The organism is Pseudomonas sp. AS2.8 (assembly GCF_014190935.1).
Lineage (GTDB): Bacteria > Pseudomonadota > Gammaproteobacteria > Pseudomonadales > Pseudomonadaceae > Chryseomonas.
The window spans coordinates 88,209-113,747 of sequence record NZ_JACHVV010000005.1; the positions used below are offsets into that span (position 1 = coordinate 88,209).

A 25,539-nucleotide genomic window follows, 5' to 3' on the forward strand; every position below is an offset into this window, starting at 1 on the left:
CATGATCCTCGCCAAACGCCTGAAGAATCTCCCGGTCGGCCGCAAGTTGCTGGCCGCCCTGCTGGTGATGATGATCGCGGTGCTGGTGGTGGCCAACGTGACCTTTATCAGCGCCGCCTACTGGATCTCCCAGGAAAGCGTGGCGCCCCAGGCGTTGCAGACCCTGGGCCGGCTGTTCGCCAGCCCGGTGCTCAGTCGCGAGGTGCTGGCCTCGCCGGAGGCGGCCCAGGCGCAGTTGCGGCAACTGGACGGCTATGCCCCGCTGCGCCTGGCCGCGGTCTACGACAGTCAGGGCCAGCGCCTGGCCGAGTTGCACAACGGCGATCGCCTGCAGGTGCCGGCGCGCTTCGAAGAGCTGCAGACCTGGCGCCTGCGCGAATTCCGCACCAATCTGCTGGTGGAGCTGCCGCGTCCCGAGGGCGCGCCCGGGCATCTGCTGCTGGTGGCCAGCAGCGAGCTGCCAGGTGCCTTCTATCGCGGTACCCTGACCGCTAGCCTGGCGATCCTGACCTTCAGCATCCTGCTCTGGCTGGTGGTGGCCCGGCAGATCAAGCGCCTCATCACCCTGCCGATCCGCGAACTGGAAGAACTCTCGCGCCAGGTGACCCGCGAGGAAAACTATTCGCTGCGCGCCAGCAAGGGCAGCGAAGACGAACTGGGCCGCCTGGCGGAATCCTTCAACACCATGCTTGGCCGCATCCAGGGCCGCGAGCAGCAACTCAAGCGCGCCCGCGACGACGCCCAGTACGCCGTGCTGCAGGCCCAGAGCCTGGCCGAGGAGACGCGCCGCTCCAACCGCAAGCTGGAACTGGAGGTGCAGGTCCGCGGCAAGATCGAGAAGAAGCTCACCGGCTTCCAGAACTACCTCAACAGCATCATCGACTCCATGCCCTCGGCGCTGATCGCGGTGGACGAGCAGTTCTACGTCACCCAGTGGAACCAGGAGGCCACCCACCTCTCCGGCACCCAGCTGGACGAAGCCCTGAACCAGCCGGTGTTTCTCGCCTTTCCCTCGCTCAAGCCGTTCCTGCCGCAACTGAGTCGCACCGCCGAATTGCTGCGGGTGGAAAAGGTGGAGCGGGTGACCTGGGCCCTGACCGATACCCCGCGCCACTACACCCTGACCTTCTACCCGCTGATGGGCGGCGCCGGGCGTGGCGTGGTGATCCGCATCGACGACATCACCCAGCGCCTCAACATGGAAGAGATGATGGTGCAGTCGGAAAAGATGCTCTCGGTGGGCGGCCTCGCCGCCGGCATGGCCCACGAGATCAACAATCCCCTGGGCGCCATCCTGCACAACGTGCAGAACATCCGCCGGCGGCTGTCGCCGGAGTTGCCGAAGAATCTCGAGCAGGCCGCCGAATCCGGCGTCGAACTCAACGCGGTGAACTGCTATTTGGAGAGCCGGCAGATTCCACGGCTGCTCGACGGCATCCACCAGGCCGGCAGCCGCGCGGCCAAGATCGTCAGCCACATGCTCGCCTTCAGCCGGCGCAGCAATCGCAAGATGGAAGCCAGCGAATTGCCGCCGCTGATCGATCAGGCCATCGAGATCGCCGGCAACGACTTCGACCTGGCCGAGGGCTTCGACTTCCGCACCCTGTCGATCATCCGCGAATTCGATCCGGCGCTGGGACCGGTGCCGGTGATCGGCAACGAACTGGAGCAGGTGCTGCTCAACCTGCTGAAGAACGCCGCCCAGGCCATCCACCTGCGCGACGACGAGGAAGAAGGCGAATACGGCCGCATCACCTTGCGCACCAAGCTGCGCGGCGGCTGGGCCGAGATCCAGGTGGAAGACAACGGCATCGGCATCCCCGAGGACATCTGCAAGCGCATCTTCGAGCCCTTCTTCACCACCAAGGAAGTCGGCCAGGGCACCGGCCTGGGCCTGTCGGTGTCGTACTTCATCATCACCAACAACCACAAGGGGCAGATGGAGGTGCACTCCACGCCCGGCGTAGGGACCTGCTTCACCCTGCGCCTGCCCCTTGTCCAGGCCGATTTCGACGCCGCCTAGGACCTCATCAGGAGCTGCGCCATGGGTTTTCGCCTCACCGAGATCTACACCCGCCAGGGCGACGCCGGCGACACCGGCCTGGCCGACGGCAGCCGGGTACCCAAGGACCATCCGCGCATCGAGGCCATCGGTGCGGTCGATGAACTCAACAGTGCCCTGGGCCTGCTGCTCGCCGAGCTGGCGGACGATGCCCGCCTGGCCGAGGTGAGCGACGCCTTGGCGCCCTGCCAGCACCGGCTGTTCGATCTCGGTGGCGAACTGGCCATGCCCAGCTATCGCGCCCTGCAACCGGTGGAGATCGAACGCCTGGAGGGCGCCATCGATCGCTGGAACGCCGAACTGGGGCCGCTGGAGAATTTCATCCTGCCCGGCGGCTCACGCGCCGTGGCCCAGGCCCATGTCTGCCGCACCCTGGCCCGCAGCGCCGAGCGGCGCTGCCGCAGCCTGCACGCGGTGGAGCCGCTGGAAGGCCAGGGCCTGCCCTATCTCAATCGCCTGTCCGACCTGCTGTTCGTCGCCGCGCGCATCGTCGCCCGGCGCCAGGGGGTGAGCGAGGTGCTCTGGCAGGCCGCGCGGCCATGAGCGCGCCGGCCGCACCCATCGCGCCACCGCCGCGCCGCCACGAGGGCCTGCTGGCGCTCTGGGACGGCCTGATCCTGATCCTGGTCTGCGTGAACCTGGCGCTGATCCTGTTCGACAGCCTCTATGCCCTGGGGCCGCTCAACCAGGCGCTGGCCGCGGTGCTGCCCGGCTTTCACGCCTTCTACGGCGAGCGCATCCACGCCCATTTCATCCGCATCGACCTGGTGTTCGTCGCCTTCTTCATCGCCGATGTGCTGCTCGGCTGGCTGGTGGCGGTGGTCGAGCGCCGCCATGCCCGCTGGTACCACTATCCGTTCATCCACTGGTACGACGTGCTCGGCTGCATCCCCCTGGGCGGTTTCCGCCTGCTGCGGGCGCTGCGCATCGTCTCGCTGCTCTTGCGCCTGCAGCGCCTGGGGCTGATCGACATGCGCGGCTGGCGGCCCTATCGGCTGTTCAACCACTACTATCAGCTGCTCATGGAAGACCTGTCGGATCGGGTGATGATCAAGATCTGCGGCGAACTGCAGGACGAGCTCAACACCCGCGACGACTTCTCCCAGAGCGTGATCGACCGCGTCATCCGCCCGCGCAAGCAGCGGCTGATCGACGGCATGGCGCTGCGCATCCAGGCGATGGTGGAACAGGGCTACAGCCAGAATCGCGCCACCCTGGAGCGCCTGGTCGGCGACGTGGTGCAACGCGCCCTGGAGGAGAATCCCGACCTGGCCCGGCTCAAGCGCCTGCCCATGGGCGAGCGCCTGGCCGACACCCTGGACGGGGTGCTCACCGATATCGTCAACGGCCTGGTCAGGGAGGCGGCGGCCAGCCTGCGCACCCGCGACTTCCGCGCCCTGGCCAGTCGCCTGGCCGATCACGGCTTCGATCAGAGTCTGCCCAGCGGCGCCCAGGACAATGCCCTGGACGAGGTGCTGGTGGAGATCCTCGAGGTGTTCAAGCAGAAGGTCCTGCAGCGCCGCCTCGATCAACTCGATGGCGAGCTCTGGCCGCAGGAATGGCAGCGCAGCGAGATCGACCCGATCAACGCGCCCCGGCGCTGATCTGCTGCTGCAGATTCTGCACCTGGGTCTGCAGGGTGGTGATATTGCGGGTGGTCTGCAGGCGGAAGGCGTCGAATTCCTTGCTGTCCGGGCCCACCGGGCGGGCGTCCAGTTCGCTGCGCAGCACCAGCAGGTCCTGCTGCATTTCGCCCAGGGCCTGATTCTGGGCGCTGGGTTTCTTCAAGGCGGCGATGTCAGCCTGCAGCGCCTTGTTCTGCGCAGTGAGGCTGGCGACCTGCTCGGTCAGGCTGGCGGTCTGCGCCAGGCCGTTCTTCAGCGCGGTCTGCTCCTCGGCCAGGGCCTTGAGCCGGGTATCCACCTCGCCATTGCCGGTCTGCACCGTCTGCACCGCGGTGGAGAGATTCTGCAGGCGGTTGTCCTGGGCCTGCTGGTTGTCCGTCACTCCCTGCTGCTGGCGGGTGAGTTCGGCGACCCTGGTCTGCAGGGTCTTGACCTGCAGCAGCAGGGCCTCGCGACTGGTGGTGCCGGAGGATTCGCTTTCCACCAGCTTGCCGGAGATGTCTCTCAGGCGACCCTGGGCGTCTTCGCTGATGCGCGCGAAGTTTTCCTGGGTAGCCACCACCTGCTCCTGCATCAGCAGCAATTGCTGATGACTCCACCAGGCGACCCCGGCCAGGGCCAGGGTCAGGGCCGCGACCAGCACCCACAGGGGGGCGGTGGAGGGCCCGCGGCGTACCGGGCGCGGGTGACCGGCAGCGGGTTCGCGATAGACCTCTTCGGCTTCGACCGGGCGCCGACTGCCGGGACGGCGATCGTCGCGCTCCGGGGTCAGACTCGGGACGTTATCCATTTCATCGAGAAGATCGTTGCGCATGGCAGACCTGTGAGCAGAGGCAGGAAGACGGAATCGCGGCCAGTATAACGGCCGTCGCCAGCGACGCGAGGCAGCCCGCACGCGGATTGGCCCCGGGAGCGTGCGCCGAAACGCAGTCTGCGTCGATAGCGAAGTGCCATCATTCCATGCCCGGGGTGCGCTGAGGATTGCCGCTAGACCGGTCCGCTTTGGGCCAGGGGCGCCCGCGGGCGATACTCTTCCAAGGCGCTCCAGGAACTGGCCTCGGGCAGGTAGCCGAAGGCCTCCTGGGCGGCGCGGATGTCCAGGGTAAAAGGGCTGTCGAGCAATCCGGGCCAGCAGGATTCATGACCCGGGGTGCGCAACCGCGCATAGAGACGCCGGGGATCGAAGGCCTTGCGCTCGATCACCGGCGGCAACTCGAAGCGGCGCAGCAGGAAGTTGATCGCGTCCCAGCACACCAGTGGCTGGCCATCGCTGAGGTTGAAGACCTTGCCGCGAGTAGCGGCCGGTTGCCGGAGCAGCAGGGTCACCAGGGCCTTGCGCAGATTGCCGGCGCTGGTGAAGTCCCAGCGGTTGAGGCCGTTGCCGCTGCGTCCCAGCTGCCTGGCCTTGGCCCGTTCCAGCAACCAGCGCGCCCAATCGCGATCGGCCAGGCCGAGCACCTGGGCCGGCCGCAACACCGTGACCTGGGGGCCGAATTCACCGGCGGCCAGCGCCAGGCGCTCCAGTTGCAGGCGGCACTGGGCCTCGCGGCTCTTCGGCTTGGCCGGCACCTGGTCTTCCTTGAGCGCCTCGCCGCCTCTTTCGTAGAGGCGCGCGGACGACACATAGACGAATTGCGCGACCTGCTGCTGCAAGGCGGCCTCGATCAGTACCTGGCCGTGGTCCAGGTCGGCCGCGCTCGGCACGCCGGCCACGTCGGTACAGTGGGCGATGGCGTCGATGTCGTCGCACAGCGCCAGCACCTGGGCGGGCTGGTCGAGCAGGGCCGGATGGTAGTCGGCGCCGCGCTCGACCAGGGCGTCCAGGGTCGCGCCGGGGCGGCCGTGCACCCGCACCAGTTGGCCGCGGTCGAGCAGATCGCAGGCCAGACCCGCACCGAGCGCCTCGCTGGCGCCCGTGATCAAGATACGCATGTCGCTGGGATTCCCGAACCGGTCCGCGGTCGCCGAGGGCGACCCAAGGGCCAGTGTAACCAAAGCCTTCGACAGGCGCCGCTAGTCGCGCACCAGCCACTGGCCGGCGACGCTCTCCAGATGGCGGGTCAGGGCCTGCAAGGCAGCGCCGCCATTGCGCCAGTGATGCCAGAACAGCGGCACATCCACCCAGTGACCGGGCGCCAGGTCCACCAGCTCGCCGCGCGCCCGGGCGGCCGCGCTCTGGATATCCGGCAGGAGGCCCCAGCCGATGCCGCCCAGGGTCATCTGCAGAAAGCCCTCGGCGGAGGGACAGAGGTGGTAGTCGAAGCTCTGGGTGACGCCGAGTTGCTCCAGATAGCGATGCTGCAGGCGATCATCCGGGCCGAAGACGATGGCGGGCGCGCGTGCCAGGGCCTGGGGATCCGGCAGCGCGGCCAGGTGCCGGGCGCGGAATTCCGGACTGGCCAGAGCCCGGTAGCGCATGGCGCCCAGGGCGCTGACCCGCGCCCCGGCCAGTGGCTGGCCATTGGCGCAGAGACAGGCCGCCACCTCGCCGGCCCTCATCCGTCTGAGCACCACGTCCTGATCCTCCACCACCAGATCCAGCAACACCCTCTGCGTATGGACCCAGGGGCCGACCGCCAGCGGCCACCAGTTGGCCAGGCTGTCGGCATTGAGGGCGATGCGCAGGCGCTGCGGCGCCTCTTCGGCCAGTCCCGGCACCTCGCTGCCCAGATCGGCTTCCAGCAGCCGGACCTGCTGGATATGGCGCAACAGCCGCAGACCCGGCGCGGTGGGCTGCGGCGGTGTCTCCCGCACCAGCACCGCCTGGCCGACCCGGGCTTCGAGCAACTTGATGCGCTGGGACACCGCCGATTGCGACAGGCCCAGCCGCCGCGCCGCCCGTTCGAAGCCGCCCTCTTCCACCACCACCGCCAGGGCTTCCAGCAACTTGTAGTCGATCATCGATTCAGCTAATGCTGCATAAGGAATATTGGTTTTTCTTATACACCCCGAGACGGCAAGGTGGCAGCCATTCCAGGACGACAGGGCGATACCTTCGCGATGAACAGCTACTTCACCGGCCTCCTGACCATGGCCAGTCTCATCATGGCGCTGGGCGCGCAGAACACCTATCTGCTGGCCCAGGGGCTGCGCCGCGAGCACCATCTAACCATCGCCGCCTTCTGCCTGACCTGCGACGTGATCCTGGTGGCCGCCGGGGTGCTGGGCCTGGCCGCGCTGATCCAGCACAGCCCACTGCTGGTGGACATCCTGCGCTGGGGCGGCGCGGCCTTTCTGCTCTGGTATGGCGCCCAGGCGCTGCGGCGGGCCTGGCGCCCGGCAGCCATGGGCACCCTGGCCGCGGCCGAGCCGCGCAGTCGACGCCAGGCGCTGCTGGCCGCTGCCGCCGTCTCCCTGCTCAATCCCCATGTCTATCTGGACACGGTGCTGCTGGTGGGCTCCCTGGGCAGCCAACAGGCCGCGCCCCTGGCCTATGTGTTCGGCGCCGCCACGGCCTCCATGCTGTGGTTTTTCGGACTCGCCCTGGGCGCGGCCTGGGCCGCCCCCTACCTGGCCCGTCCGGGGGTGTGGCGGCTGATCGATCTGCTGGTGGCGCTGGTGATGTTCGCCGTCGCGGCGCAGTTGCTGGTCTCGACCTGAGGCTGGCCTTCGCCCGGCGAGCGCCCTAAGCTGCGGCTCTGCGTTTCCTGTCGAGAGTCCCTATGCCCTTCGCCCGCTCGCTCCGCAGTCAGAGCCTGCTCCTGTTCGGCGGCAGCCTGCTGCTGATGCTGCTGATCGCCCTGGCCGGCTTCGGCCTGCTCTCCCGCGAACTGCACCGCTACCAGCGCCTGATCGAGGGCCCGCTGGAGCGGCTGGTGGAGATCGACGACACCCACCTGACCTTCAAGATCCAGGTGCAGGAGTGGAAGAACTTTCTCCTGCGCGGTGGTGATGCCGCCACCGCCGAGCGCTATTGGCAGGCCTTTCTGACCCGCGAAACCGAGGTCGATCAGCGGCTGCAACAGCTGGCCACCCGCGTCGACCCCGAGCTGCAACCGCGGCTCCAGGCGCTGCGGGCCCAGCACCAACACCTGGGCGAGCGCTATCGCGCCGGCCAGGCCGCCTATCTCGCCCATGATCGCGATCCGCGCCGCGGCGATGCCGAGGTCCGCGGTATCGACCGCGAGACCGCCGAGGGCTTCGCCGCCCTGGTCGATGAACTGCATGGCCGCACCGCCGCGCAGATCGCCGCCATCCGCGCCGAGGCCCAGCGCGACATCCTGCTCGCTGGTCTGGCCCTGCTGCTCTGTGGTGGCGGCCTGCTGTTCCTTGGCGTACGGCTGGTGGAGCGCCGGCTGGTGGATCCGCTGGTGGCCTGCGCCCGGCAACTGGGGTTGCTGGCGCGCGGGCGTTTCGGCGAGCGCCTGCCTGGCGGACGCGATGACGAACTGGGACGCCTGATCCTGAGCACCAACCTCCTGCGCGACACCGCCGTGCAGCACACCCACGAGCTGCGCCATCAGGCCAGCGAAGTCAGCGCCCTGAGCGCCCTGCTGGCCGGTCAGCTGCTGACCGAACCGGGGCAGCCCGCGCGCGAGATCGATCCGCAGGTCCTGAAAGAGGTCAGTCGCCGCCTCGCCGACATCGCCGGCGATCTGCAGGAAGCCGCCAGCCAGCGGCAGGATTGAGCTCCGGCGCTAGAGCTGCGCCGGCACCTCGCGCCACGCTCCCGGCGCCAGATCGTCCAGCGTCCAGGGGCCGATGCGGACGCGCACCAGGCGCAGGGTCGGCAGGCCCACCGCGGCGGTCATGCGCCGCACCTGGCGATTGCGCCCTTCGCGGATGGTCAGCTCGATCCAGGCGGTCGGCACGCTCTTGCGAAAGCGCACCGGTGGATCGCGCTCCCAGAGCGCTGGCGGCTCCGCCAGCAGGCGGGCCTCGGCCGGCAGCGTCGGGCCGTCATTGAGTTCGACGCCCTGGCGCAGGCGCTGCAGCTGCTCTTCTCCAGGTGTGCCCTCCACCTGGGCCCAGTAGGTCTTGGGCAGCTTGTGCCGGGGATCAGCGATGCGCGCCTGCAACTGGCCATCGTTGGTCAGCAGGAGCAGGCCTTCGCTGTCACGATCCAGACGGCCAGCCGGATAGACACCCGGTACCTCGACATAGGCCTTCAGCGTCGCGCGGCCATCGGCATCGGCGAACTGGGTGAGCACATTGAAGGGCTTGTTGAGCAGCAGCAGCCGCGGCGTGACCGGCGGCGCCTTGGCCTGGCGACGGGGCCGCTGGCCGGGGGTGGAACGGGTATTTCGCGACATGGGGATCGACGGCGGCTAGCCAAAGGGTAATCTGGACCGCCCAGTCTATTCGTCCGAGGTCCCATGCGCATCTTTCGTCCGCTGTGGCTGATCCACCTGCTCACCCTGGCCGGTTGCGCCTCGTCCGCCTACGAAGGCCCGCGCTCCGATCACTTCGACGGCGAGCGCTTCCACAACCTGGCGCCGCGCGAGGACAAGAGTCTCTGGACCCTGCTGAAATGGCAGTTCAGCCGCACCCGTCCCGAGTGGACCTGGCAGGAAGGGCCGGCCGTGCCGACGCGGCCAGCGGCCCGGGTCGAGGGTGGCGAATTGCGGGTGACCTTCGTCAACCATGCCACCCTGCTGATCCAGCATCAGGGCCTCAACATCCTCGCCGATCCGGTCTGGTCGGAGCGGGTGAGTCCCTTCAGCTTCATCGGTCCGCGACGCTATCACGCCCCCGGCGTGGCCCTGGACGACCTGCCGCCGCTGGACCTGATCTTCGTCAGCCACAGCCACTACGACCACATGGATCTGGCAACGCTGAGGCGCCTGGCCGAGCGCGCGCCCCTGACGCCGGTGGTGACGCCTCTGGGCAACGCCGAGCTGATCCGCCGCGAGACCGGTTTCGTCACCATCAGCGAGCTGGACTGGTGGCAGAGTCTGCCGCTCAAGGACGACGTGCGCCTGCACCTGGTGCCGGGCCAGCACTGGTCGGCACGCAGTCGCTTCGACACCAATCGCCGGCTGTGGGGTGGCTTCGTGCTAGAGGCCCCGACCGGACCGGTCTATTTCGCCGGCGATACCGGCTGGGGCCCGCACTTCGCGCAGATCCGCGAACGCCTTGGCGCGCCGCGCTTCGCCGCCCTGCCCATCGGTGCCTACGAACCGCGCTGGTTCATGCGGGACAGCCATCTGAATCCCGACGACGCGGTACGCGCTCATCAGGCACTGGGCGCCGTGAGCAGTCTGGGCATCCACTTCGGCACCTTTTCCCTGAGCGACGAAGGACAATTCGCCCCGCCCCGCGACCTGGCCCATGCCCGGGTCCTGCATGGCCTGGCGGACGAGGCGTTCCGGACACTGGCGCCGGGCGAGGTCTGGTCGGTGCCCTGAGGTCAGCCGCTGGCCTTTGCTGTTTCGATCAAAGGCGGTAGGGAGGAGGCGCTGAGCCAATCCAGCAGGGTGGCTCTCATACCGATTCCCCAATGCTGGTCATAGAGCATCCAGGCCCCGGTAATCACGATGGCCCAGAGAATGCTGAACAGCGAACCGACCAGAAAGTATTCGGCAAAGTCCCGCTGATCCAGCTCCTTGAAGCGAGCGACGGTCTTGAGCGCTATCACCGCCGCGAGGATTTCCCAGCTGTTGCTCAGCAGTCCCGCAGCCAACACCAGCCGCTCGAGCCAACCGATGAGGCGTCCCGCGGAAAAGGCGTCATCGGTGGATGAGTCTGGCACCCTTGGCCGTCGCATGCGGATGAGCATCCTGCGACACAAGACATTGCCGAGCTCGGTCAACAGGGCCAAGGCAAAGAGCGTATAAGCCAGTGCATGCAATCCTTGCAGCAACCCGTTCATCGTTAGGCCTCCCTGCGATCCAGGTCCGCCAGCACCTCCAGCACGGCGTTCCACTGCTGGCTATAGGCGTCGAAGTGACCGGAGGTGCGTACCTTGTAGATACTATGGACCGATACCTGACGTTGCTCTGCCAGCGCCGCAGGCGACTGTCCGTTCAACAGTGCCGCGATATCGCTCAATTGGCGTTGCGTCCAACCCTTCTCGATAACCGTCAGGCCAACTCCTAGCGCATCGAGAGCGGTTTCCAACAGTGACTCCTGGGGCAGCGAGAAACCATAACGGCAGAGCGTACGCTTTTCATTGAGCTTGTGCCGACTGCGGCTAAGACCCGGCCCCATCATGTTCCAAGCGTTTTGCGGATTCACGACCGTTTCTATCCGAGCCAGCCCCAGCACGAACCGGCAGTCGATATCACGCTGCAGGAGATCCAGCCTGATGTCACGCAACAGCCGGGCGCCAGCATTCAGGGACGTCATCAGCCCCTGAAATTCGTCTCCAAGGGTGATGGTCAGCGGTGATGCCAGGACATCGGCATAACGCCTGTTGCACTGCACGACCGCTTCATTGAAAGCCTTGTGTAACTGCGCGATATCGGCGGCGTGCTCGCTATGCACCAAGTCGCCCATTACCACCGCAAGCGTACGGGCCGTTTTTACCTGCTTTGGGGTCATTTTTCGCGATGTAACCATAAAGGGGTCAATCAGCTAGTTTTACCCAAAAATGGTCTGAGCCGCCTAGCTCTAAATATCACGAGTAAGCAGCGGGGCGAGAGACAAAGACAGCCGGAGTTCTTGAGGACGCCCTCAACACCTCGCCACTCCTGCCCGCTCATTCAGGTTATTCCACCAGCCCCTTGTCCCAGAGCCGTACCAGCTCGCTGGGCGCCCGGTCTTCGGGGATCAGCAGGGTCAATTCGTCCTGCTGCTCGGCGGGTTGCGGGCGGAAGCGCAGTTCCACCTTGAAATAGCGCTGATCGCCGCGCCCGACCTGGGTCGGTTCGCCGGATTCCGGCAGGCAGCGTTCCAAGACCGAGCAGATGCGCCCGCGCTGGGCGCTGTCGTACTGGCCGAATTCGATCTCCCGCGGCTTGCTCAGCGCATGCAGGGGCGCAAAGCCTCCCTGTCGCGAGAGTCGCACCACGGTGTCCTTGCCCAGCGGGGGAAGTTCGCGCATTGCCCTGCTCCTCTAGCTAAGGGTGACGCCCACGCCGGCCCAGGCCTCCTCGACCGCCCGGACCTCGGCCGATTCGGCGCCGAAACGGCGACCGGCGTTGGACACGGTGAGGCGGGCGAAGGCGGCGAAATCCGCATCGTTGGCCAGGCGGCTGTCGCAGAGGGTGTCGTACCAGATCGGCCCGGCCTTTTCCCAGGCATAGCCACCCAGGGCCATCGCCGCCAGGTAGAAGGCCCGGTTGGGAATGCCCGAGTTGAGGTGGACACCGCCATTGTCTTCACGGGTCTCGATGTAGTCGCGCATGTGCCCGGGCTGGGGATCCTTGCCCAGGGTCGGATCGTCGTAGGCAGTGCCCGGCTCGGCCATGGACCTCAGGCCCTTGCCCTTGATCTTCCGGGTCAGCAGCCCGGCGCCGATGATCCAGTCGGCCTCGGCGGCGCTCTGCTTGAGTTCGTAGTGCTTGACCAGGATGCCGAAGACATCGGACACCGACTCGTTCAACGCGCCGGACTGGTTGAAGTAGACCAGCCCCGCCTCGCTCTCGGTGACGCCATGCACCAGTTCGTGGGCGATGACGTCGAGGGCGATGGTGAAGCGATTGAAGATCTCGCCATCGCCATCACCAAACACCATCTGCTCGCCGTTCCAGAAGGCGTTCTGGTATTCCTGGCCATAGTGGACGGTGCCGGCCAGCGGCAGGCCCTGGCCATCGATGGAGTTGCGTCCGAAGACCTCGTTGAAGAATTTGAAGGTGGCGCCCAGGTAGTCGTAGGCCTCATCCACCGCCACATCGCTCAAGGCCGGCTGCCCTTCCTGGCGCACCAGGCGCCCGGGCAGCTGCATGGCATTGCCGGCATCGAAGATGCTGCGCTGCGGACTGGCGTCATCGGTGCGCGGCAGCGGCCCGACCGGCGCCTGGCGTACCCCGGGGCGGCCGGGATTGTGCAGCAGACTCTGGACGTGACTCAGGGTGGTCAGGGCGCAGGAACGCTGGTGCTCGTCGCCATGATCGATGATGCGGCCAAGAATGTAGGGGGGAATCACCCCCTGGTAGGTGCCCGGGTTACGAGACATGCGCGCCCTCCTCTCTGGGGGACAAGGGTCCCCGATCACCGCAGCGTGCGGTCCTGTCCGTTGGACCACGAAACAGCCAGACGACTCCCGCCTCTTCACCCGGAGGCAGGCTTCTGGTACAAAGGCACCCCACGCGGGCGTCGTATAATGGCATTACCTGAGCTTCCCAAGCTCATGACGAGGGTTCGATTCCCTTCGCCCGCTCCAGATTCCAGACGGCCTCCAATCAGTCCTTGCGGACACGCTGATTGGGGGCCGTTGCGTTTCCGGGCTCTGCCAAGGGCTTTTGCGCGCGCGAAACCTACCCCGACACCAGCCCCTTCACCCGCTGCGCCAGGGCCTCCACCGCGAAGGGCTTGGTCAGAATCGCCATGCCCGGTTCCAGGTGGCCGTCGCTGAGCAGCGAGGTTTCGGCGAAGCCGGTGATGAACAGCACCTTGAGCGCCGGGCGCTGGACGCGGGCGGCGTCGGCCAGCTGGCGGCCGTTCATGCCGCCGGGCAGGCCGACGTCGGTGACCAGCAGATCGATGCGGGCATCGGAGTGCAGCACTTCCAGGCCGCCGGCGCCATCGGCGGCCTCGATGATGACGTAGCCCAGTTCGCGCAGCAGATCGGTCACCAGCATGCGCACCGTGGGTTCGTCGTCGACCACCAGCACCGTGGCATGGGCGCCTTCCAGCAGACCGGGCTGGCCCTCTGCCAGGGGCAGGCCGCATGGGCGTTCTACCGGTCGCAGGGGCAGGTACAGGCAGACGGTGGTGCCTTCGCCTGGCTGCGAGCGCAGCCGCAGCTGGCCGCCGGACTGGCGGGCGAAGCCGTAGATCATCGACAGCCCAAGGCCGGTGCCCTGCCCCATGGGCTTGGTGGTGAAGAAGGGCTCGAAGGCCTTGGCGGCGACCTCCGGCGTCATGCCGCTGCCGGTGTCGGTCACGCTCAGGTGCAGATAGCGTCCAGGTGCCAGTTCGAAGTCGCGAATATCCGCTTCGCCGAGGGTGCGATGACTGGCGGCGATGAGGATGCGCCCGCCGTTGGGCATGGCATCGCGGGCGTTGATGCACAGATTGAGCAGGGCGTTCTCCAGCTGGGACTGGTCCACCAGCAGCGGCTGGTCGTCCGGCAGGCTGGTGAATTGCACCTGGATGGCCGGCCCCACGGTGCGCTGCACCAGGTCGAGCATGCCGCCCACCAGCTGGTTGACCACCGTGGCCTCGGGGGCCAGGGTCTGGCGGCGGGCGAAAGCCAGCAGCCGGTGGGTCAGGGCCGCGGCGCGCTTGGCGCTGCCCTGGGCGGCCGTCAGGTATTTTTCCAGTTCGGTGAAGCGCCCCTGGCCGATGCGCAGGCTCATGAGGTCGAGGCTGCCGGAGATCCCCGCGAGCAGGTTGTTGAAATCATGGGCCAGGCCGCCGGTGAGCTGGCCGACCGCTTCCATCTTCTGCGACTGGCGCAGGGCCTCTTCCGAGCGGCGCAATTCTTCGGTGCGCTCTTCGACGCGCTGCTCGAGGGTGGCGGTGAGGTCGCGCAACTCCGCCAGGGCGCGGTCGCGCTCGTCGGCCAGGGCCCGGCGGCCGTCCACGTCCAGCAGCACGCCGGGAAAGCGCAGCGGGGTGCCGTCCGGCGCCAGTTCGACGTGGCCGTTGGCCTCTAGCCAGTAGTAGCGGCCGTCACTGCGGCGGACCCGGTACTGGTGGGCATAGCGGCCACCGCGGCCGATGACGTCGGCGATGGCCGCGGCCAGGCCGGCCTGGTCGTCCGGGTGGACGGTGGCCACCACCTGCGCCAGGCTCAGGCCATCGCGGCCCAGTGCCGGATCGAGACCGAAATTGAGTGCGAAGGCCTCGTCGACGGTGAATCTGTCGGTGGGCAGATCCCAGTACCAGGTGCCGATGATGGCGCCGGCGGCGAGGGCCAGTTGCACGCGCTCGGCGGCGGCCAGCACGCTGCTCTCCGCGGCGCGCGCGCTGTCGCGCTCGTCGATGCGTGCCGAGAGTTCCTGTTCGAGGGTCAGGTTGTGCCGCCGCAGGGCGGCTTCGGCCACATCGCGCTGATGGTGGGCCTGGACGCCGGCGGTGGTCTCGGTGGTGATGTTGAGCATGCCGACGATGGCCTCGCCGTCACGCAGCGGGCTGTAGGAAAAGCTCCAGTAGGTGTCCTCGGGATAGCCGTTGCGAGTCATCACGAAGTGCTTGTCGACGAAGTGCAGCGCCTCGCCGGACAGCGTCCGCGCGATCAGCGGCGCGATCTCGTCCCACAACTCCGCCCAGACCTCATCGATCGGCTGCCCCAGGGCGGCAGGATGGCGGGCGCCGAGAAAGGGGGCGTAGGCCTGGTTGTAGATCAGCGTCTGCTCGGCGCCCCAGGTGGCGCACATGGCGAAGGGAGACGCCATCAGCAGATCGTAGGTGGTCCGGAGGGCCACGGGCCAGCTGGCGCGCGCGCCCAGTGGCGTGGTTTCCCAGGCGAAACTTTCGAGATAGGACAAGGGACGACTCACTGGCAGAGGCGCTGAGGGATCTCGTGGCCGTCCGGGTCCGCTGCGGGCGCCCGGATGGCCATGATAGGCAGGTACGAGCCTCCCTGCCAGAGCTCCAGGTGACCGACGGCGCCGCCGTGCCCGTCAGTGGCGGGCCGGCCCTGCGGCATGCTGTCCCGGTGAAACGACTGGCATGCCCGCCGTGCATCTCTTACCGTGTGGCCCCCGCTGTCGCTGTCAGGTATCCGCTCGTCATGTCCGCGTCTTCTACCCCGCCCGAGGGGCTGCAACGCAGCCTGTCCAATCGCCATCTGCAACTGATCGCCATCGGCGGCGCCATAGGCACCGGTCTGTTCATGGGGTCGGGCAAGACCATCGCCCTGGCTGGGCCCTCGATCCTGCTGGTCTATCTGATCATCGGCAGCGCCCTGTTCTTTGTCATGCGCGCGCTGGGCGAACTGCTGCTCTCGGACCTGGAGTACAAGTCCTTCATCGACTTCTGCACCGATCTGCTCGGGCCCTGGGCCGGCTTCTTCTGCGGCTGGACCTACTGGTTCTGCTGGATTGTCACCGCCATCGCCGATGTCATCGCCATCGCCGCCTATGCCCAGTTCTGGCTGCCCGGCCTCGCGCCCTGGATCCCGGCGCTGCTCTGCGTGCTGCTCCTGCTGGGGCTCAACCTGGTCACGGTGCGGCTGTTCGGCGAACTGGAATTCTGGTTCGCGCTGATCAAGATCGTCGCCATCTGCGCCCTGATCGTCACCGGCTTCGGCCTGGTGCTCTGGGGCTTCCGGTCGCCTTCGGGCAACGTCGCCAGCCTGGCCAATCTGTGGAACGACGGCGGCGTCTTTCCCATGGGCCTGGGCGGTTTCTTCGCCGGTTTCCAGATCGCCGTCTTCGCCTTCGTCGGCATCGAGCTGGTGGGCACCACCGCCGCCGAGACGGCCGATCCCCGGCGCAACCTGCCGCGGGCGATCAACTCCATTCCGGTGCGCATCCTAGTGTTCTATGTGCTGGCGCTGGTGGTGATCATGGCGGTGACGCCCTGGCGCCAGGTGGTGCCGGACAAGAGTCCCTTCGTCGAACTCTTCGTGCTGGCCGGCGTGCCCATGGCCGCCAGCCTGATCAATTTCGTGGTGCTGACCTCGGCCACCTCCTCGGCGAACAGCGGCATCTTCTCCACCAGCCGGATGCTCTATGGCCTGGCCCGCGAAGGCCACGCGCCGCGCGGTCTCACCCGCCTCTCGCGGGCGGCGGTGCCGGCGCGCGGGCTGGTGCTGTCCTGCCTGTGCCTGCTGCTGGGCACCGTGCTGATCTACCTGATCCCCAACCTGGTCACCGCCTTCACCCTGGTCACTACCCTGGCCGCGGTGCTGTTCATGTTCGTCTGGTCGCTGATCCTGCTGGCCTGGCTGGCGTACCGCCGCAACCGTCCGGAGCGCCACGCCGCCTCGGCCTTTCGCCTGCCCGGCGGGCGCTGGGTGTGCTACGGGGTGCTGGCCTTCTTCGCCGCGGTGCTGGTGCTGCTGACCCTGCAGGACGATACCCGCCAGGCGCTGCTGGCCAGTCCGCTGTGGTTCCTGCTGCTGGGCGTTGGCTACTGGTGGCGCGGGCGGCGGGCGGCACGCGCCGGCTAGACGGACGCTGATCGCTCAGCCCAGCGTCCAGAGTTCATCGAGCCGGGTGGTGTAGCGCGGACTGAGCAGGTCGCGGCGCATCTGCCAGGCGGGATCGCGCGGAATCCGCGCCGGTCTCAGGGTTTCGCGACCGAACCGGCCGTTGATGGCGTCCAGGGTCGCCATCAGGCGGGCTGCGGCCGGATCCGGAGCGGCAGCGAAGAGATCCGCCGCCACCTCGCTTCGGCCGCAGAGATCGAGCAGCAGCACCTCGGCCTTGGCATAGCCGAAGCCGTCGCGAAAGATCTCGCGTAGGCCCGCCTGGGCCTGGTCGTTGAGCACGCGGGTATCGTCGCTGGGCACCGGCAGGTTGAGCAGGGCGGCATTGGCGTAGCGGCCCTCGTCGGCACCGTGCATGCCGGTCTGGATGCTGACCCTCAGGGTGCGACAGAGCGAACCCTGGGCGCGCAGCTTTTCCGCAGCGCGGGCGGTGTAGCTGGCCACCGCCTCGGCCAGGGCGCCGAACTGGTACTGGCGGTGACCGAACATGCGACTGCTGCAGATGGTCTGCCGCGGCGCTTCCAGTTCCTCCAGGCTCAGGCAGGCCAGTCCGCGCAATTCCCGCGCGGTCTTTTCCAGCACCACGCTGTAGCGCTGGCGCAGCGACCAGGCATCCTGCCCGGCCAGTTCCCAGGCGTTGCTGACACCCTCCCCGCGCAGGCGCGCGGCCAGGCGCCGGCCGACGCCCCAGACGTCTTCGATGGGCGAATGCCTGAGCACCCAGTCGTGCACCGCCGGGTCGCGCAGGTCCAGCACCCCGCCGGTGCGCTCCGGCCAGCGCTTGGCGGCGGCGTTGGCCAGCTTGGCCAGGGTCTTGGTGCCGGCGATGCCGACGCTGACCGGAATGCCCGTCCACTTCTGCACCCGCGCCTGCAGGCGGTGGCCGAGGGCGTCCAGGGGTTCCGGCAGGCCGGTCAGATCGGCGAACACCTCGTCGATGCTGTAGCGCTCCAGGCGCGGCACCAGGGTCGCCAGGGTGCGCATCACCCGGTCGCTGAGATCGCCATAGAGGGCGTAGTTGGAACTGAAGGCCTCGACCTCGCCGCGCCGGGCCAGTTCGCGCACCTGGAACCAGGGCGCGGCCATGGCGATGCCCAGGCGCTTGGCCTCGGGCGAGCGGGCGATCACGCAGCCGTCGTTGTTCGACAGCACCACCACCGGTCGCTGCGCGAGATCGGGGCGGAAGACCCGTTCGCAACTGCAATAGAAGGCGTTGCAGTCGATCAGCGCCAGCACCGCTTCAGGCATGGCCGAAGCGCCTCAGGCTGTGGGTGGCCACACCCCAGACCTCGAAGTCGTCGCGCTCGCCGATGACCAGCGGCGCATAGGCGGGATTTTCCGCCAGCAGCACGAAGTGGGCGCCGCGCCGACCGAGGCGCTTGAGGGTGGGCTCGCGATCGCGTACCGCCACCACGATGTCGCCGACCCGTGCCGGCCGGGCGCGATCGACGATCACCAGATCGCCGGCGAAGATGCCGGCGCCGGTCATGCTGTCGCCACTGACCTGGATGACATAGGTGTGGGGCGCGCGCAGGTCGACCAGTTCGTCCAGCGAGACCTGGCGCTCCAGATGATCCTGGGCCGGCGACGGGAAGCCGCACGGCAGGCGAAAATCATAGAGCGGCAGCCGGATCTCGGACGACTCCAGGCAACCCAGGACGGTAACGGACATGACAAGGCGCTCCTGCGGATAACTGTCTATTTATACAGTTATCCGCAACCGCCAGGTTGTAAAGTCCGACCTGAGCCGCACCGATGAGTGGCGTGATCAGGCGCTGAGGCGGAAGCGCGAGACGATGCCGCGCAGGTCCTGGGAGAGACCGGCAAGGCGTTCGGCGGTGCCGGCATCGGACTCGATGCCGCTCAGGACCTGCAGGGTGCTGGCGCGGATACCGGTGGTGTTGCGGTTGATGTCTTCGGAGACCGCGGCCTGCTGTTCCGCGGCGCTGGCGATCTGCACGTTGACGTCGACGATGCGCTCCACGGCGGCGCCGATGCTGCTCAGGCTGACGCTGGCCTGCTCGGCGGCCGCGACGCCGGTCAGGGCATGGCCGCGACTGGCCTGCATCTGCCCGACGGCCTCGCCGGTGGCGGCCTGCAACTGCTCGATGATGCGGCGGATTTCCTCGGTGGAGGTCTGGGTGCGCGAGGCCAGGGTGCGGACCTCGTCGGCCACCACGGCGAAGCCGCGGCCCTGCTCGCCGGCCCGAGCGGCCTCGATGGCGGCGTTGAGCGCCAGCAGGTTGGTCTGTTCGGCGATGGTACGGATCACCGCGATGACCCCGCCGATGGCCTGGCTGTGGCTTTCCAGGGCCGCGACCTTGGTGGCGCTGAGGTCCACCTCGGCGGCCAGGGCCTCGATGGCCTGTTGCGTCTGCTGCATCACCCGGGCGCCTTCCCGGGTGGCCTGATCGGCCTGCTGGGCGGCGGCCACGGCGCCTTCGGTGTTGTTGGCGACGTCCGCCACGCTGGCGGTCATCTCGGTGATGGCGGTGGCCACCTGATCGGTCTCGCCCTGTTGCGTCTGCATGGTCGAACGCGCCTGGCCAATGGAGCCGGCCAGGGATCCCGAGGCCTCGGCCACCGCGTTGGAGGCCTGATCGACCTCGCGCAGCGAGCGACCGAAGGCCTCCAGCATCGCGTCCAGGCTACGGCCGATGTCGGCGATCTCGTCACGCCCGCGCAGGGCGGCGCGGCGACTCAGATCGCCCTGGGCCGCGGCGGCGGTCACTCCGACCAGCTCGGCGATTCCCAGGCGCAGGGCCTGGTAGATACCGGCGAAGGTGTAGATCAGCAGCAGCAGGGCACCCAGAATCATGCCCACGACCAGATTGCGCAGCGTGGTCGCCTGGGCCAGACGCTCGGCCAGCAACTGGGAGAGCTGGCCCTGCGCCTCGTCCTGCACCTTGTAGTAGCGGGCGACCACGGCATTGCCCTGGGTACCCAGGGCGCGACCGGAAACCGTACCCTCATTGGTCATGGCGGCCAGCATGCCCTGACGGAAGTTGGCATAGTCGTCCGCCGCCTGGGCCAGGGAGGCCTTGAGGCGCTGGGCCAGGTCTGGCGCCTGACGCGCCAGGAGTCTGAGGCCCTGCTCCAGCTCGTCGGACGTCTGCCGCTCCTGATTCACCACAGTACGCGCCAGATTCAGACTGGCCGGATCGAAGCGATTGTTGGCGCTCAGACCAGTGGCCAGCCCGCGCAGCTGGCCGATCAGGTTGATTTCCCGCGGCAGGCGCAGCGAGCTGATGTCGATGAGAAAGAGACTGGTGTAATCCGAGTCCAGCGCCAGGCCGGAGGTGGCCGAGACGTAATAGAAGAGATTCAGGGTCTGGATCAGTTGCTCGTTCCAGGCCTCGAACACCTCCAGCGGGGTGCCCGTGGCGCCCTGCATCAGACGCTCGGCGCCCCGCCGCAGCTGGTTCAGGCGATCCCCGGTTTCCAGCTGGGTGCCGAGTTCGCGATCCAGCCGGCCCAGATCGTCATAGGCCTTGAGCAGGTTGTCACGGTTGTTCTGCCAATCCTGCTGGGCGGAGGCATCGCCATCCTGGAGCCGCTTGGTCAGGGCGCGTTGCAACATGCTCAGGCGGGCGATGGGGGTCAGTTGCGTCAGATAGCGCTGACCGTCGATTTCCTGGACCAGGCCGACCCGCTGTTCCTGGATGTCCTGATAGAGGTAGACACTGAGAAAGATCAGGGGCACCAGGACGATGGCCGCCAGGCAGGCGAATTTGGCGGGGAATCTCAGGCGATTCATTAGACTTACGACAGGGGTCAGCAGATTCATGGCGAGCTCACGGGCGGCAGAAGGGGTCACTCGGGCTGTACCGCCCAATTTGTGACGTAATAGACAGAGTTTTCTGTAACAGTTCTCTCGCTATCGGCCTGCCGTCTCGCTTATATGGCCCTTTGCCACCCGGCGGTCGAAAGGTGCTCCCCAACGGTTGTAGGATGGCTCTGGCATGCATGATGTAGTGATTCTCAATGCCCTTGTGCTGGACGGCCATGACCGTCCGGGCCGCGTTCTCGACGTGGCCATCGCCGGCGAGCGCATCCAGGCGCTGGGCGATCTGGCCGGGCAACCGGCACGGGAGGTCCGCGACGGCAGCGGCCTGGTGCTGGCCCCCGGCTTCATCGATGTCCACACCCACGACGACACCATGGTCATCCGCCGGCCGCAGCAGCTGCCCAAGCTCAGCCAGGGGGTGACCACGGTGGTGGTGGGCAACTGCGGCATCAGCGCCGCCCCGGTGCGCCTGCGCGGCGAGCCGCCGGATCCGCTGAATCTGCTCGGCCCGGCCGCGGCCTTCGGCTATCCCACCTTTGCCGCCTACCGCGCGGCGGTGGAGCAGGCCTGCCCCGGCGTCAACGTGGCCGCCCTGGTCGGCCACACGGCGCTGCGCAGCAACCATCTGGACGATCTCCAGCGTGCCGCTACCCCGGCCGAAATTGCCGCCATGCGTCTCGAATTGCGCGACAGCCTGGCCGCGGGTGCCCTGGGCCTTTCCAGTGGCCTGGCCTATGCCTCCGCCGCGGCGGCGCCGACCGCGGAGGTAGCGGAGCTGGCCGCCGAGCTAGACGCCGTGGGCGGCCTCTATGCCACCCACCTGCGCAGCGAATTCGCCGCGGTGCACGAGGCCCTGGACGAAGCCCTGAACATCGGTCGCCAGGCCCGGGCGCCGGTGGTGGTTTCCCACTTCAAGTGCGCCGGGGTGGACAACTGGGGGCGCGCCCCGGAATTGCTCGGCGCCCTGGAGCGGGCCGCCCACCGTCAGCCGGTCGGCTGCGACTGCTATCCCTATGCGGCCAGCTCCTCCACCCTGGATCTCAAGCAGGTTACCGACCGCCACCGCATCACCATCACCTGGTCCACCCCGCATCCCGACTGCGGCGGCCGCGACCTGGCCGCCATCGCCGCCGACTGGGGCCTGGACCTGCAGGAAACCGCTCTCCGCCTGCAACCGGCCGGTGCCGTCTACTACGGCATGAGCGAAGCCGACGTGCACCTCATCCTCGCCCATCCGCTGAGCATGATCGGCTCCGATGGCCTGCCCGAGGACCCCTTCCCCCATCCACGCCTCTGGGGCGCCTTTCCGCGGGTGCTCGGTCACTTCAGCCGCGACCTCGGCCTCTTTCCCTTGCACACCGCCGTGCACAAGATGACCGGCCTCTCCGCCGCCCGCTTCGGCTTGGCGGGTCGCGGCCTGATCGAGCCCGGCGCCCAGGCCGATCTGGTGCTGTTCGACCCCGCCCGCATCCGCGACGTGGCCGACTTCAGCGAGCCGCAACGGCCTGCCGAAGGCATCGAGGCGGTCTGGGTGAATGGGCACCTGGCCTATGCACCCGGGCAGGCCATTGGCGAGCGTCATGGTCGCTTCCTGCCGCGCGCTGGGGATCTGCGGTCGACCTTCCCCCATTCCGGTTAAGCGCTACCGGGTAACGCCTCTGGCTGGTGCATCCCCGTTACCTTCCGCCACCTCCCGGTGCCCCCTGGCGCACCGGGAACCCCTTCCGCTGCCTGTTCCTCACGCCAAGCCCTTGATTTGCAACGTCATGCGAATAGCTGGCACAGTCGCTGCAATCTATTCCGTTGTTACGAACACACTTCCGCTATAACGGAAAAGGAGACGCGCGATGACAGGCAAGACGAAGGGGTGGAAAACGCTGGCGCTGCTGGTCGGCCTGGTCGCCATGACCGGCGCCCAGGCGGCCAAGCTGGATGACGTGCTCAAGCGCGGCCATCTGGTCGTGGGCACCGGCAGCACCAACGCCCCCTGGCACTTCCAGGGCGCCGACGGCAAGTTGCAGGGTTTCGATATCGATATCTCCAAGGTGATCGCCAAGGGCCTGTTCAACGATCCGGAAAAGGTCGAGTTCGTCGTGCAAGGCTCGGATGCGCGCATCCCCAACCTGCTCACCGACAAGGTCGACATCAGCTGCCAGTTCATCACCGTGACCGCCAGCCGCGCCCAACAGGTGGCCTTCACCCTGCCCTACTACCGCGAAGGCGTGGCCCTGCTCCTGCCGGCCAACAGCCGCTACCAGCAGATCGACGACCTCAAGGCGGCCAAGAGCGACCTGACCGTGGCCGTGCTGCAGAACGTCTATGCCGAGGAACTGGTGCACCAGGCATTGCCCGGCGCCAAGGTCGACCAGTACGACAGCGTCGACCTGCTCTACCAGGCCCTGGGCACCGGGCGTGCCGATGCCGTGGCCACCGACCAGTCCTCGGTCAAGTACCTGATGACCCAGAATCCCGGTCGCTACCGCTCGCCCGACTACGCCTGGAGTCCCCAGACCTACGCCTGCGCGGTCAAGCGCGGTGATCAGGACTGGCTGAACTTCGTCAACACCGCCCTGCACGAGGCCATGACCGGTGTGGAATTTCCCACCTACCAGGCCTCCTTCAAGAAGTGGTTCGGCGTCGAGCTGCCCTCTCCGGCGATCGGTTTCCCCGTCGAGTTCAAGTGATCCTGGCCCCGGCGCGGCCCGTCCGCGCCCTCTAGGTAGACGTCGAGCATGAACTACACCCTCAACTTCGCCCCCGTATGGCAGAACCTGGACCACCTGCTGGCCGGGCTCGCCCTCGGCCTGCAGCTGGCGCTGGTGGGCATCGCCATCGGCTGCCTGATCGGCCTGGCCACCGCCTTCGCCCTGCTCTCGCCGGTGCGGGCATTGCGCTGGCTGGCGGCGGGCTACGTCACCCTGGTGCGCAACACCCCGATCCTGGTGCTGATCCTGCTGCTGTACTTCGCCTTGCCCAGCATCGGCATCCGCCTGGACAAGCTCAGCTCCTTTCTCATCACCCTGGCGCTCTATGCCGGCGCCTACCTGGCCGAGGTGTTTCGCGGCGGGCTCATGGCCATTCCCAGGGGCCAGCGCGAGGCGGGCCTGGCCATCGGCCTGCGCGAATGGCAGATCAAGGCCTACGTCATCATCCCGGTGATGCTGCGCAACGTGCTGCCGTCGCTTTCCAACAGCTTCATCTCGCTGTTCAAGGACACCTCGCTGGCGGCGGCCATCGCCGTCCCGGAACTGACCTACCAGGCGCGCAAGATCAACCTGGAAAGCTACCGGGTCATCGAGACCTGGCTGGTGACCAGCGCCCTCTACATCCTCACCTGCTACGTCATCGCCCTGCTGCTGCGCCAGCTGGAGCGACGGCTGAGCCTGACCCGCTAGGAGCCCGATCGTGTACGAAGCCCCCTCCTGGTTCCTGGAATTGTGGAACGCGCGCCAGACCCTGGCCGCCGGTTTCGCCACCACCCTGGCCTGCTCCGTGATGGCGGTGCTCGGCGGCACCCTGCTCGGTACCCTCGGCGGCCTGGCGCTGACCTATGGCCGCTGGCCGCTGCGCCTGCCCTTTCGCGTCTATGCCGACCTGATCCGCGGCACCCCGGTGTTCGTGCTGGTGCTGGCCTGCTACTACATGGCGCCGGCGCTGGGCCTGCGGCCCACGCCCTTCCAGGCCGGCACCGCGGCGCTGCTGCTGTTCTGCGGCTCCCACGTGGCGGAGATCGTCCGCGGTGCCCTGCAGGCCATCCCCCGTGGCCAGCACGAAGCGGCCAAGGCCATCGGCCTGACCTTCGCCCAGAGTCTCAAGGAGGTGCTCCTGCCCCAGGCGCTGCGCCAGATCCTGCCGACCTGGGTCAATGCCTCCACCGAGATCGTCAAGGCTTCCACCCTGCTCTCGGTGATCGGCGTGGCCGAGTTGCTCCTGAGCAGCCAGCAGGTCATCGCCCGCACCTTCATGACCCTGCAGTTCTATCTGTTCGCCGGGCTGCTGTTCTTTCTCATCAACTTCGCCATCGAGCGGCTCGGCCGCTATCTGGAAAAACGGGTGACCCTGCCATGACCGATTCCAACGCCCCCCTGCTGAGCATCAACGACCTGCACAAGAGCTTTGGCGCCGTGGAGGTGCTCAAGGGCATCGACCTGTCCCTGGAGCGCGGCGACGTGGTCACCCTGATCGGCTCCAGCGGCTCGGGCAAGACCACCCTGCTGCGCTGCGTCAACCTGCTGGAAGACTTTCAGGGCGGCAGCATCCGGCTGGCCGGCGAGGCCATCGGCTATCGCGAGGAAGGCGGTCGCCGCCAGCGCCTGCCGGAGCGCGAGATCGCCCGCCAGCGGTCGCTCACCGGCATGGCCTTCCAGCAATTCAATCTGTTTCCCCACCTCACCGCCCTGGAAAACGTCACCCTCGGCCTGCGCAAGGTCAAGAAGATGAACAAGGACGAAGCCGTGGCCATCGGCGAGCAGTGGCTACGCCGGGTCGGCCTGATCGAGCGCCGCGATTATCATCCCGGCCAGCTGTCCGGCGGCCAGCAGCAGCGGGTGGCCATCGCTCGCGCCATCGCCATGAATCCCAGCCTGATGCTGTTCGACGAACCCACCTCGGCGCTGGACCCGGAGCTGGTCGGCGAGGTGCTGGCGGTGATCAAGGACCTGGCCCAGGACGGCATGACCATGCTGCTAGTGACCCACGAGATGAGATTCGCCTACGAGGTGTCGGATCGCATCGTCTTCATGAGCCAAGGCCGCATCGAGGAGCAGGGTCCGCCCCGCGATCTGTTCGAGCGGCCCCGCTCCACCCGTCTCGCCGAATTTCTCGGCCGGACCTCTTTCTGAATCCTTCCCCGTAACAGGAG

At 67.5% G+C, this 25,539-nt stretch carries 23 protein-coding genes, 1 tRNA gene and 2 pseudogenes; 13 read left to right on the forward strand and 13 right to left on the reverse strand.

The features are described 5' to 3' along the window. Position 1: 1 nt before the first annotated feature. From FHR73_RS19425 to FHR73_RS19435, 3 genes are read left to right on the forward strand one after another with little or no spacing between them, the layout of a single operon-like run. Positions 2 to 2,023, forward strand: coding sequence for an ATP-binding protein (locus FHR73_RS19425; protein ID WP_183633454.1), 2,022 nt, complete (start codon positions 2 to 4; stop codon positions 2,021 to 2,023). A gap of 21 nt (positions 2,024 to 2,044) precedes the next feature. Further along, positions 2,045 to 2,605 carry a cob(I)yrinic acid a,c-diamide adenosyltransferase gene (locus tag FHR73_RS19430; RefSeq protein ID WP_183633455.1) on the forward strand — a complete coding sequence of 187 codons (561 nt, stop codon included), beginning with the start codon at positions 2,045 to 2,047 and terminating at the stop codon, positions 2,603 to 2,605. After that, on the forward strand, positions 2,602 to 3,666 hold the full coding sequence (locus tag FHR73_RS19435; protein ID WP_183633456.1) for an ion transporter: 1,065 nt from the start codon (positions 2,602 to 2,604) through the stop codon (positions 3,664 to 3,666). Before FHR73_RS19430 ends, FHR73_RS19435 begins: the two co-directional genes overlap by 4 nt. Here the strand turns inward: FHR73_RS19435 and FHR73_RS19440 are convergent. The 3 genes from FHR73_RS19440 to FHR73_RS19450 form a co-directional block, all read right to left on the reverse strand. Next, on the reverse strand, positions 3,647 to 4,501 hold the full coding sequence (locus FHR73_RS19440) for an ATPase (RefSeq protein WP_183633457.1): 855 nt from the start codon (positions 4,499 to 4,501) through the stop codon (positions 3,647 to 3,649). The genes FHR73_RS19435 and FHR73_RS19440 overlap by 20 nt on opposite strands. A gap of 173 nt (positions 4,502 to 4,674) precedes the next feature. Then, positions 4,675 to 5,619 (reverse strand): NAD(P)-dependent oxidoreductase, encoded by a 945-nt coding sequence (locus FHR73_RS19445; protein WP_183633458.1) that lies wholly within the window; start codon positions 5,617 to 5,619, stop codon positions 4,675 to 4,677. 81 nt (positions 5,620 to 5,700) lie between these two features. Continuing rightward, a complete protein-coding gene (locus FHR73_RS19450; RefSeq protein WP_183633459.1) occupies positions 5,701 to 6,588 on the reverse strand; it encodes a LysR family transcriptional regulator ArgP in 888 nt (295 codons plus the stop codon). Positions 6,589 to 6,687: 99 nt separating this feature from the next. Here FHR73_RS19450 and FHR73_RS19455 point away from each other — a divergent pair, with 99 nt between their 5' ends. Both FHR73_RS19455 and FHR73_RS19460 read left to right on the forward strand, forming a co-directional pair. Then, positions 6,688 to 7,287: a LysE/ArgO family amino acid transporter gene (locus FHR73_RS19455; protein ID WP_183633837.1), complete on the forward strand. Its 600-nt coding sequence runs from the start codon at positions 6,688 to 6,690 to the stop codon at positions 7,285 to 7,287. Positions 7,288 to 7,349: 62 nt separating this feature from the next. Then, a complete protein-coding gene (locus FHR73_RS19460; protein WP_183633460.1) occupies positions 7,350 to 8,315 on the forward strand; it encodes a hypothetical protein in 966 nt (321 codons plus the stop codon). A 9-nt stretch (positions 8,316 to 8,324) separates the two neighbouring features. On the opposite strand, the gene FHR73_RS19465 is transcribed toward FHR73_RS19460, so the two are convergent. After that, positions 8,325 to 8,939 carry a pseudouridine synthase gene (locus tag FHR73_RS19465; RefSeq protein ID WP_183633461.1) on the reverse strand — a complete coding sequence of 205 codons (615 nt, stop codon included), beginning with the start codon at positions 8,937 to 8,939 and terminating at the stop codon, positions 8,325 to 8,327. A gap of 63 nt (positions 8,940 to 9,002) precedes the next feature. On the opposite strand from FHR73_RS19465, the gene FHR73_RS19470 reads away from it, so the two are divergent. After that, a complete protein-coding gene (locus FHR73_RS19470; RefSeq protein WP_183633462.1) occupies positions 9,003 to 10,034 on the forward strand; it encodes an MBL fold metallo-hydrolase in 1,032 nt (343 codons plus the stop codon). Between the two features lie 2 nt (positions 10,035 to 10,036). Here the strand turns inward: FHR73_RS19470 and FHR73_RS19475 are convergent, their stop codons facing one another. The 4 genes from FHR73_RS19475 to FHR73_RS19490 form a co-directional block, all read right to left on the reverse strand. Continuing rightward, complete coding sequence (locus FHR73_RS19475) at positions 10,037 to 10,498, reverse strand: hypothetical protein (protein ID WP_183633463.1); 462 nt, start codon at positions 10,496 to 10,498, stop codon at positions 10,037 to 10,039. Between the two features lie 2 nt (positions 10,499 to 10,500). Next, positions 10,501 to 11,169: a SatD family protein gene (locus FHR73_RS19480; RefSeq protein ID WP_260175755.1), complete on the reverse strand. Its 669-nt coding sequence runs from the start codon at positions 11,167 to 11,169 to the stop codon at positions 10,501 to 10,503. 166 nt (positions 11,170 to 11,335) lie between these two features. After that, on the reverse strand, positions 11,336 to 11,671 hold the full coding sequence (locus tag FHR73_RS19485; RefSeq protein ID WP_007161915.1) for a protealysin inhibitor emfourin: 336 nt from the start codon (positions 11,669 to 11,671) through the stop codon (positions 11,336 to 11,338). A gap of 12 nt (positions 11,672 to 11,683) precedes the next feature. After that, the gene (locus FHR73_RS19490; RefSeq protein ID WP_183633464.1) at positions 11,684 to 12,745 is read right to left on the reverse strand and encodes a M4 family metallopeptidase; all 1,062 of its coding nucleotides are present in this window, start codon (positions 12,743 to 12,745) and stop codon (positions 11,684 to 11,686) included. Positions 12,746 to 12,878: 133 nt separating this feature from the next. On the opposite strand from FHR73_RS19490, the gene FHR73_RS19495 reads away from it, so the two are divergent. Beyond that, positions 12,879 to 12,952, forward strand: a tRNA-Gly gene (locus FHR73_RS19495). Positions 12,953 to 13,046: 94 nt separating this feature from the next. Here the strand turns inward: FHR73_RS19495 and FHR73_RS19500 are convergent. Continuing rightward, positions 13,047 to 14,735 (reverse strand): annotated as a pseudogene (locus FHR73_RS19500) (ATP-binding protein); the annotation flags it as partial. Positions 14,736 to 14,819: 84 nt separating this feature from the next. Beyond that, positions 14,820 to 15,131, reverse strand: a pseudogene (locus tag FHR73_RS22935) (PAS domain-containing protein); the annotation flags it as partial. A 338-nt stretch (positions 15,132 to 15,469) separates the two neighbouring features. Here FHR73_RS22935 and cycA point away from each other — a divergent pair. Continuing rightward, entirely contained in the window at positions 15,470 to 16,852 is a 1,383-nt protein-coding gene (gene cycA, locus FHR73_RS19505) for a D-serine/D-alanine/glycine transporter (protein WP_183633466.1), read from the forward strand. A gap of 15 nt (positions 16,853 to 16,867) precedes the next feature. Here cycA and FHR73_RS19510 read toward each other — a convergent pair whose 3' ends face one another. The 3 genes from FHR73_RS19510 to FHR73_RS19520 form a co-directional block, all read right to left on the reverse strand. Continuing rightward, positions 16,868 to 18,139, reverse strand: a complete 1,272-nt coding sequence (locus tag FHR73_RS19510) for a Y-family DNA polymerase (protein WP_183633467.1) — start codon at positions 18,137 to 18,139, stop codon at positions 16,868 to 16,870. Beyond that, positions 18,132 to 18,563, reverse strand: coding sequence for a LexA family transcriptional regulator (locus tag FHR73_RS19515; RefSeq protein WP_183633468.1), 432 nt, complete (start codon positions 18,561 to 18,563; stop codon positions 18,132 to 18,134). The genes FHR73_RS19510 and FHR73_RS19515 overlap by 8 nt, the downstream gene beginning before the upstream one ends. A gap of 96 nt (positions 18,564 to 18,659) precedes the next feature. Then, entirely contained in the window at positions 18,660 to 20,678 is a 2,019-nt protein-coding gene (locus FHR73_RS19520) for a methyl-accepting chemotaxis protein (RefSeq protein WP_183633469.1), read from the reverse strand. 175 nt (positions 20,679 to 20,853) lie between these two features. Here FHR73_RS19520 and FHR73_RS19525 point away from each other — a divergent pair, with 175 nt between their 5' ends. The 5 genes from FHR73_RS19525 (at position 20,854) to FHR73_RS19545 (ending at position 25,519) form a co-directional block, all read left to right on the forward strand. After that, on the forward strand, positions 20,854 to 22,317 hold the full coding sequence (locus tag FHR73_RS19525) for an amidohydrolase family protein (protein ID WP_183633471.1): 1,464 nt from the start codon (positions 20,854 to 20,856) through the stop codon (positions 22,315 to 22,317). Positions 22,318 to 22,582: 265 nt separating this feature from the next. Then, positions 22,583 to 23,362 (forward strand): transporter substrate-binding domain-containing protein, encoded by a 780-nt coding sequence (locus FHR73_RS19530; protein ID WP_236712125.1) that lies wholly within the window; start codon positions 22,583 to 22,585, stop codon positions 23,360 to 23,362. Positions 23,363 to 23,410: 48 nt separating this feature from the next. Continuing rightward, positions 23,411 to 24,073, forward strand: coding sequence for an amino acid ABC transporter permease (locus FHR73_RS19535; RefSeq protein ID WP_183633473.1), 663 nt, complete (start codon positions 23,411 to 23,413; stop codon positions 24,071 to 24,073). Between the two features lie 10 nt (positions 24,074 to 24,083). Then, positions 24,084 to 24,746, forward strand: a complete 663-nt coding sequence (locus FHR73_RS19540) for an amino acid ABC transporter permease (RefSeq protein ID WP_068383001.1) — start codon at positions 24,084 to 24,086, stop codon at positions 24,744 to 24,746. Then, the gene (locus FHR73_RS19545; protein WP_183633474.1) at positions 24,743 to 25,519 is read left to right on the forward strand and encodes an amino acid ABC transporter ATP-binding protein; all 777 of its coding nucleotides are present in this window, start codon (positions 24,743 to 24,745) and stop codon (positions 25,517 to 25,519) included. Before FHR73_RS19540 ends, FHR73_RS19545 begins: the two co-directional genes overlap by 4 nt. Positions 25,520 to 25,539 lie beyond the last annotated feature (20 nt).

What these genes read in the sequence shown, in the direction of transcription:
- FHR73_RS19425 (WP_183633454.1), top strand. Translation starts at nt 2, where the DNA reads ATGATCCTCGCCAAACGCCTGAAGAATCTCCCGGTCGGCCGCAAGTTG.
- FHR73_RS19430 (WP_183633455.1), top strand. Translation starts at nt 2,045, where the DNA reads ATGGGTTTTCGCCTCACCGAGATCTACACCCGCCAGGGCGACGCCGGC.
- FHR73_RS19435 (WP_183633456.1), top strand. Translation starts at nt 2,602, where the DNA reads ATGAGCGCGCCGGCCGCACCCATCGCGCCACCGCCGCGCCGCCACGAG.
- FHR73_RS19440 (WP_183633457.1), bottom strand. Translation starts at nt 4,501, where the DNA reads ATGCGCAACGATCTTCTCGATGAAATGGATAACGTCCCGAGTCTGACC.
- FHR73_RS19445 (WP_183633458.1), bottom strand. Translation starts at nt 5,619, where the DNA reads ATGCGTATCTTGATCACGGGCGCCAGCGAGGCGCTCGGTGCGGGTCTG.
- FHR73_RS19450 (WP_183633459.1), bottom strand. Translation starts at nt 6,588, where the DNA reads ATGATCGACTACAAGTTGCTGGAAGCCCTGGCGGTGGTGGTGGAAGAG.
- FHR73_RS19455 (WP_183633837.1), top strand. Translation starts at nt 6,688, where the DNA reads ATGAACAGCTACTTCACCGGCCTCCTGACCATGGCCAGTCTCATCATG.
- FHR73_RS19460 (WP_183633460.1), top strand. Translation starts at nt 7,350, where the DNA reads ATGCCCTTCGCCCGCTCGCTCCGCAGTCAGAGCCTGCTCCTGTTCGGC.
- FHR73_RS19465 (WP_183633461.1), bottom strand. Translation starts at nt 8,939, where the DNA reads ATGTCGCGAAATACCCGTTCCACCCCCGGCCAGCGGCCCCGTCGCCAG.
- FHR73_RS19470 (WP_183633462.1), top strand. Translation starts at nt 9,003, where the DNA reads ATGCGCATCTTTCGTCCGCTGTGGCTGATCCACCTGCTCACCCTGGCC.
- FHR73_RS19475 (WP_183633463.1), bottom strand. Translation starts at nt 10,498, where the DNA reads ATGAACGGGTTGCTGCAAGGATTGCATGCACTGGCTTATACGCTCTTT.
- FHR73_RS19480 (WP_260175755.1), bottom strand. Translation starts at nt 11,169, where the DNA reads ATGACCCCAAAGCAGGTAAAAACGGCCCGTACGCTTGCGGTGGTAATG.
- FHR73_RS19485 (WP_007161915.1), bottom strand. Translation starts at nt 11,671, where the DNA reads ATGCGCGAACTTCCCCCGCTGGGCAAGGACACCGTGGTGCGACTCTCG.
- FHR73_RS19490 (WP_183633464.1), bottom strand. Translation starts at nt 12,745, where the DNA reads ATGTCTCGTAACCCGGGCACCTACCAGGGGGTGATTCCCCCCTACATT.
- cycA (WP_183633466.1), top strand. Translation starts at nt 15,470, where the DNA reads ATGTCCGCGTCTTCTACCCCGCCCGAGGGGCTGCAACGCAGCCTGTCC.
- FHR73_RS19510 (WP_183633467.1), bottom strand. Translation starts at nt 18,139, where the DNA reads ATGCCTGAAGCGGTGCTGGCGCTGATCGACTGCAACGCCTTCTATTGC.
- FHR73_RS19515 (WP_183633468.1), bottom strand. Translation starts at nt 18,563, where the DNA reads ATGTCCGTTACCGTCCTGGGTTGCCTGGAGTCGTCCGAGATCCGGCTG.
- FHR73_RS19520 (WP_183633469.1), bottom strand. Translation starts at nt 20,678, where the DNA reads ATGAATCTGCTGACCCCTGTCGTAAGTCTAATGAATCGCCTGAGATTC.
- FHR73_RS19525 (WP_183633471.1), top strand. Translation starts at nt 20,854, where the DNA reads ATGCATGATGTAGTGATTCTCAATGCCCTTGTGCTGGACGGCCATGAC.
- FHR73_RS19530 (WP_236712125.1), top strand. Translation starts at nt 22,583, where the DNA reads ATGACCGGCGCCCAGGCGGCCAAGCTGGATGACGTGCTCAAGCGCGGC.
- FHR73_RS19535 (WP_183633473.1), top strand. Translation starts at nt 23,411, where the DNA reads ATGAACTACACCCTCAACTTCGCCCCCGTATGGCAGAACCTGGACCAC.
- FHR73_RS19545 (WP_183633474.1), top strand. Translation starts at nt 24,743, where the DNA reads ATGACCGATTCCAACGCCCCCCTGCTGAGCATCAACGACCTGCACAAG.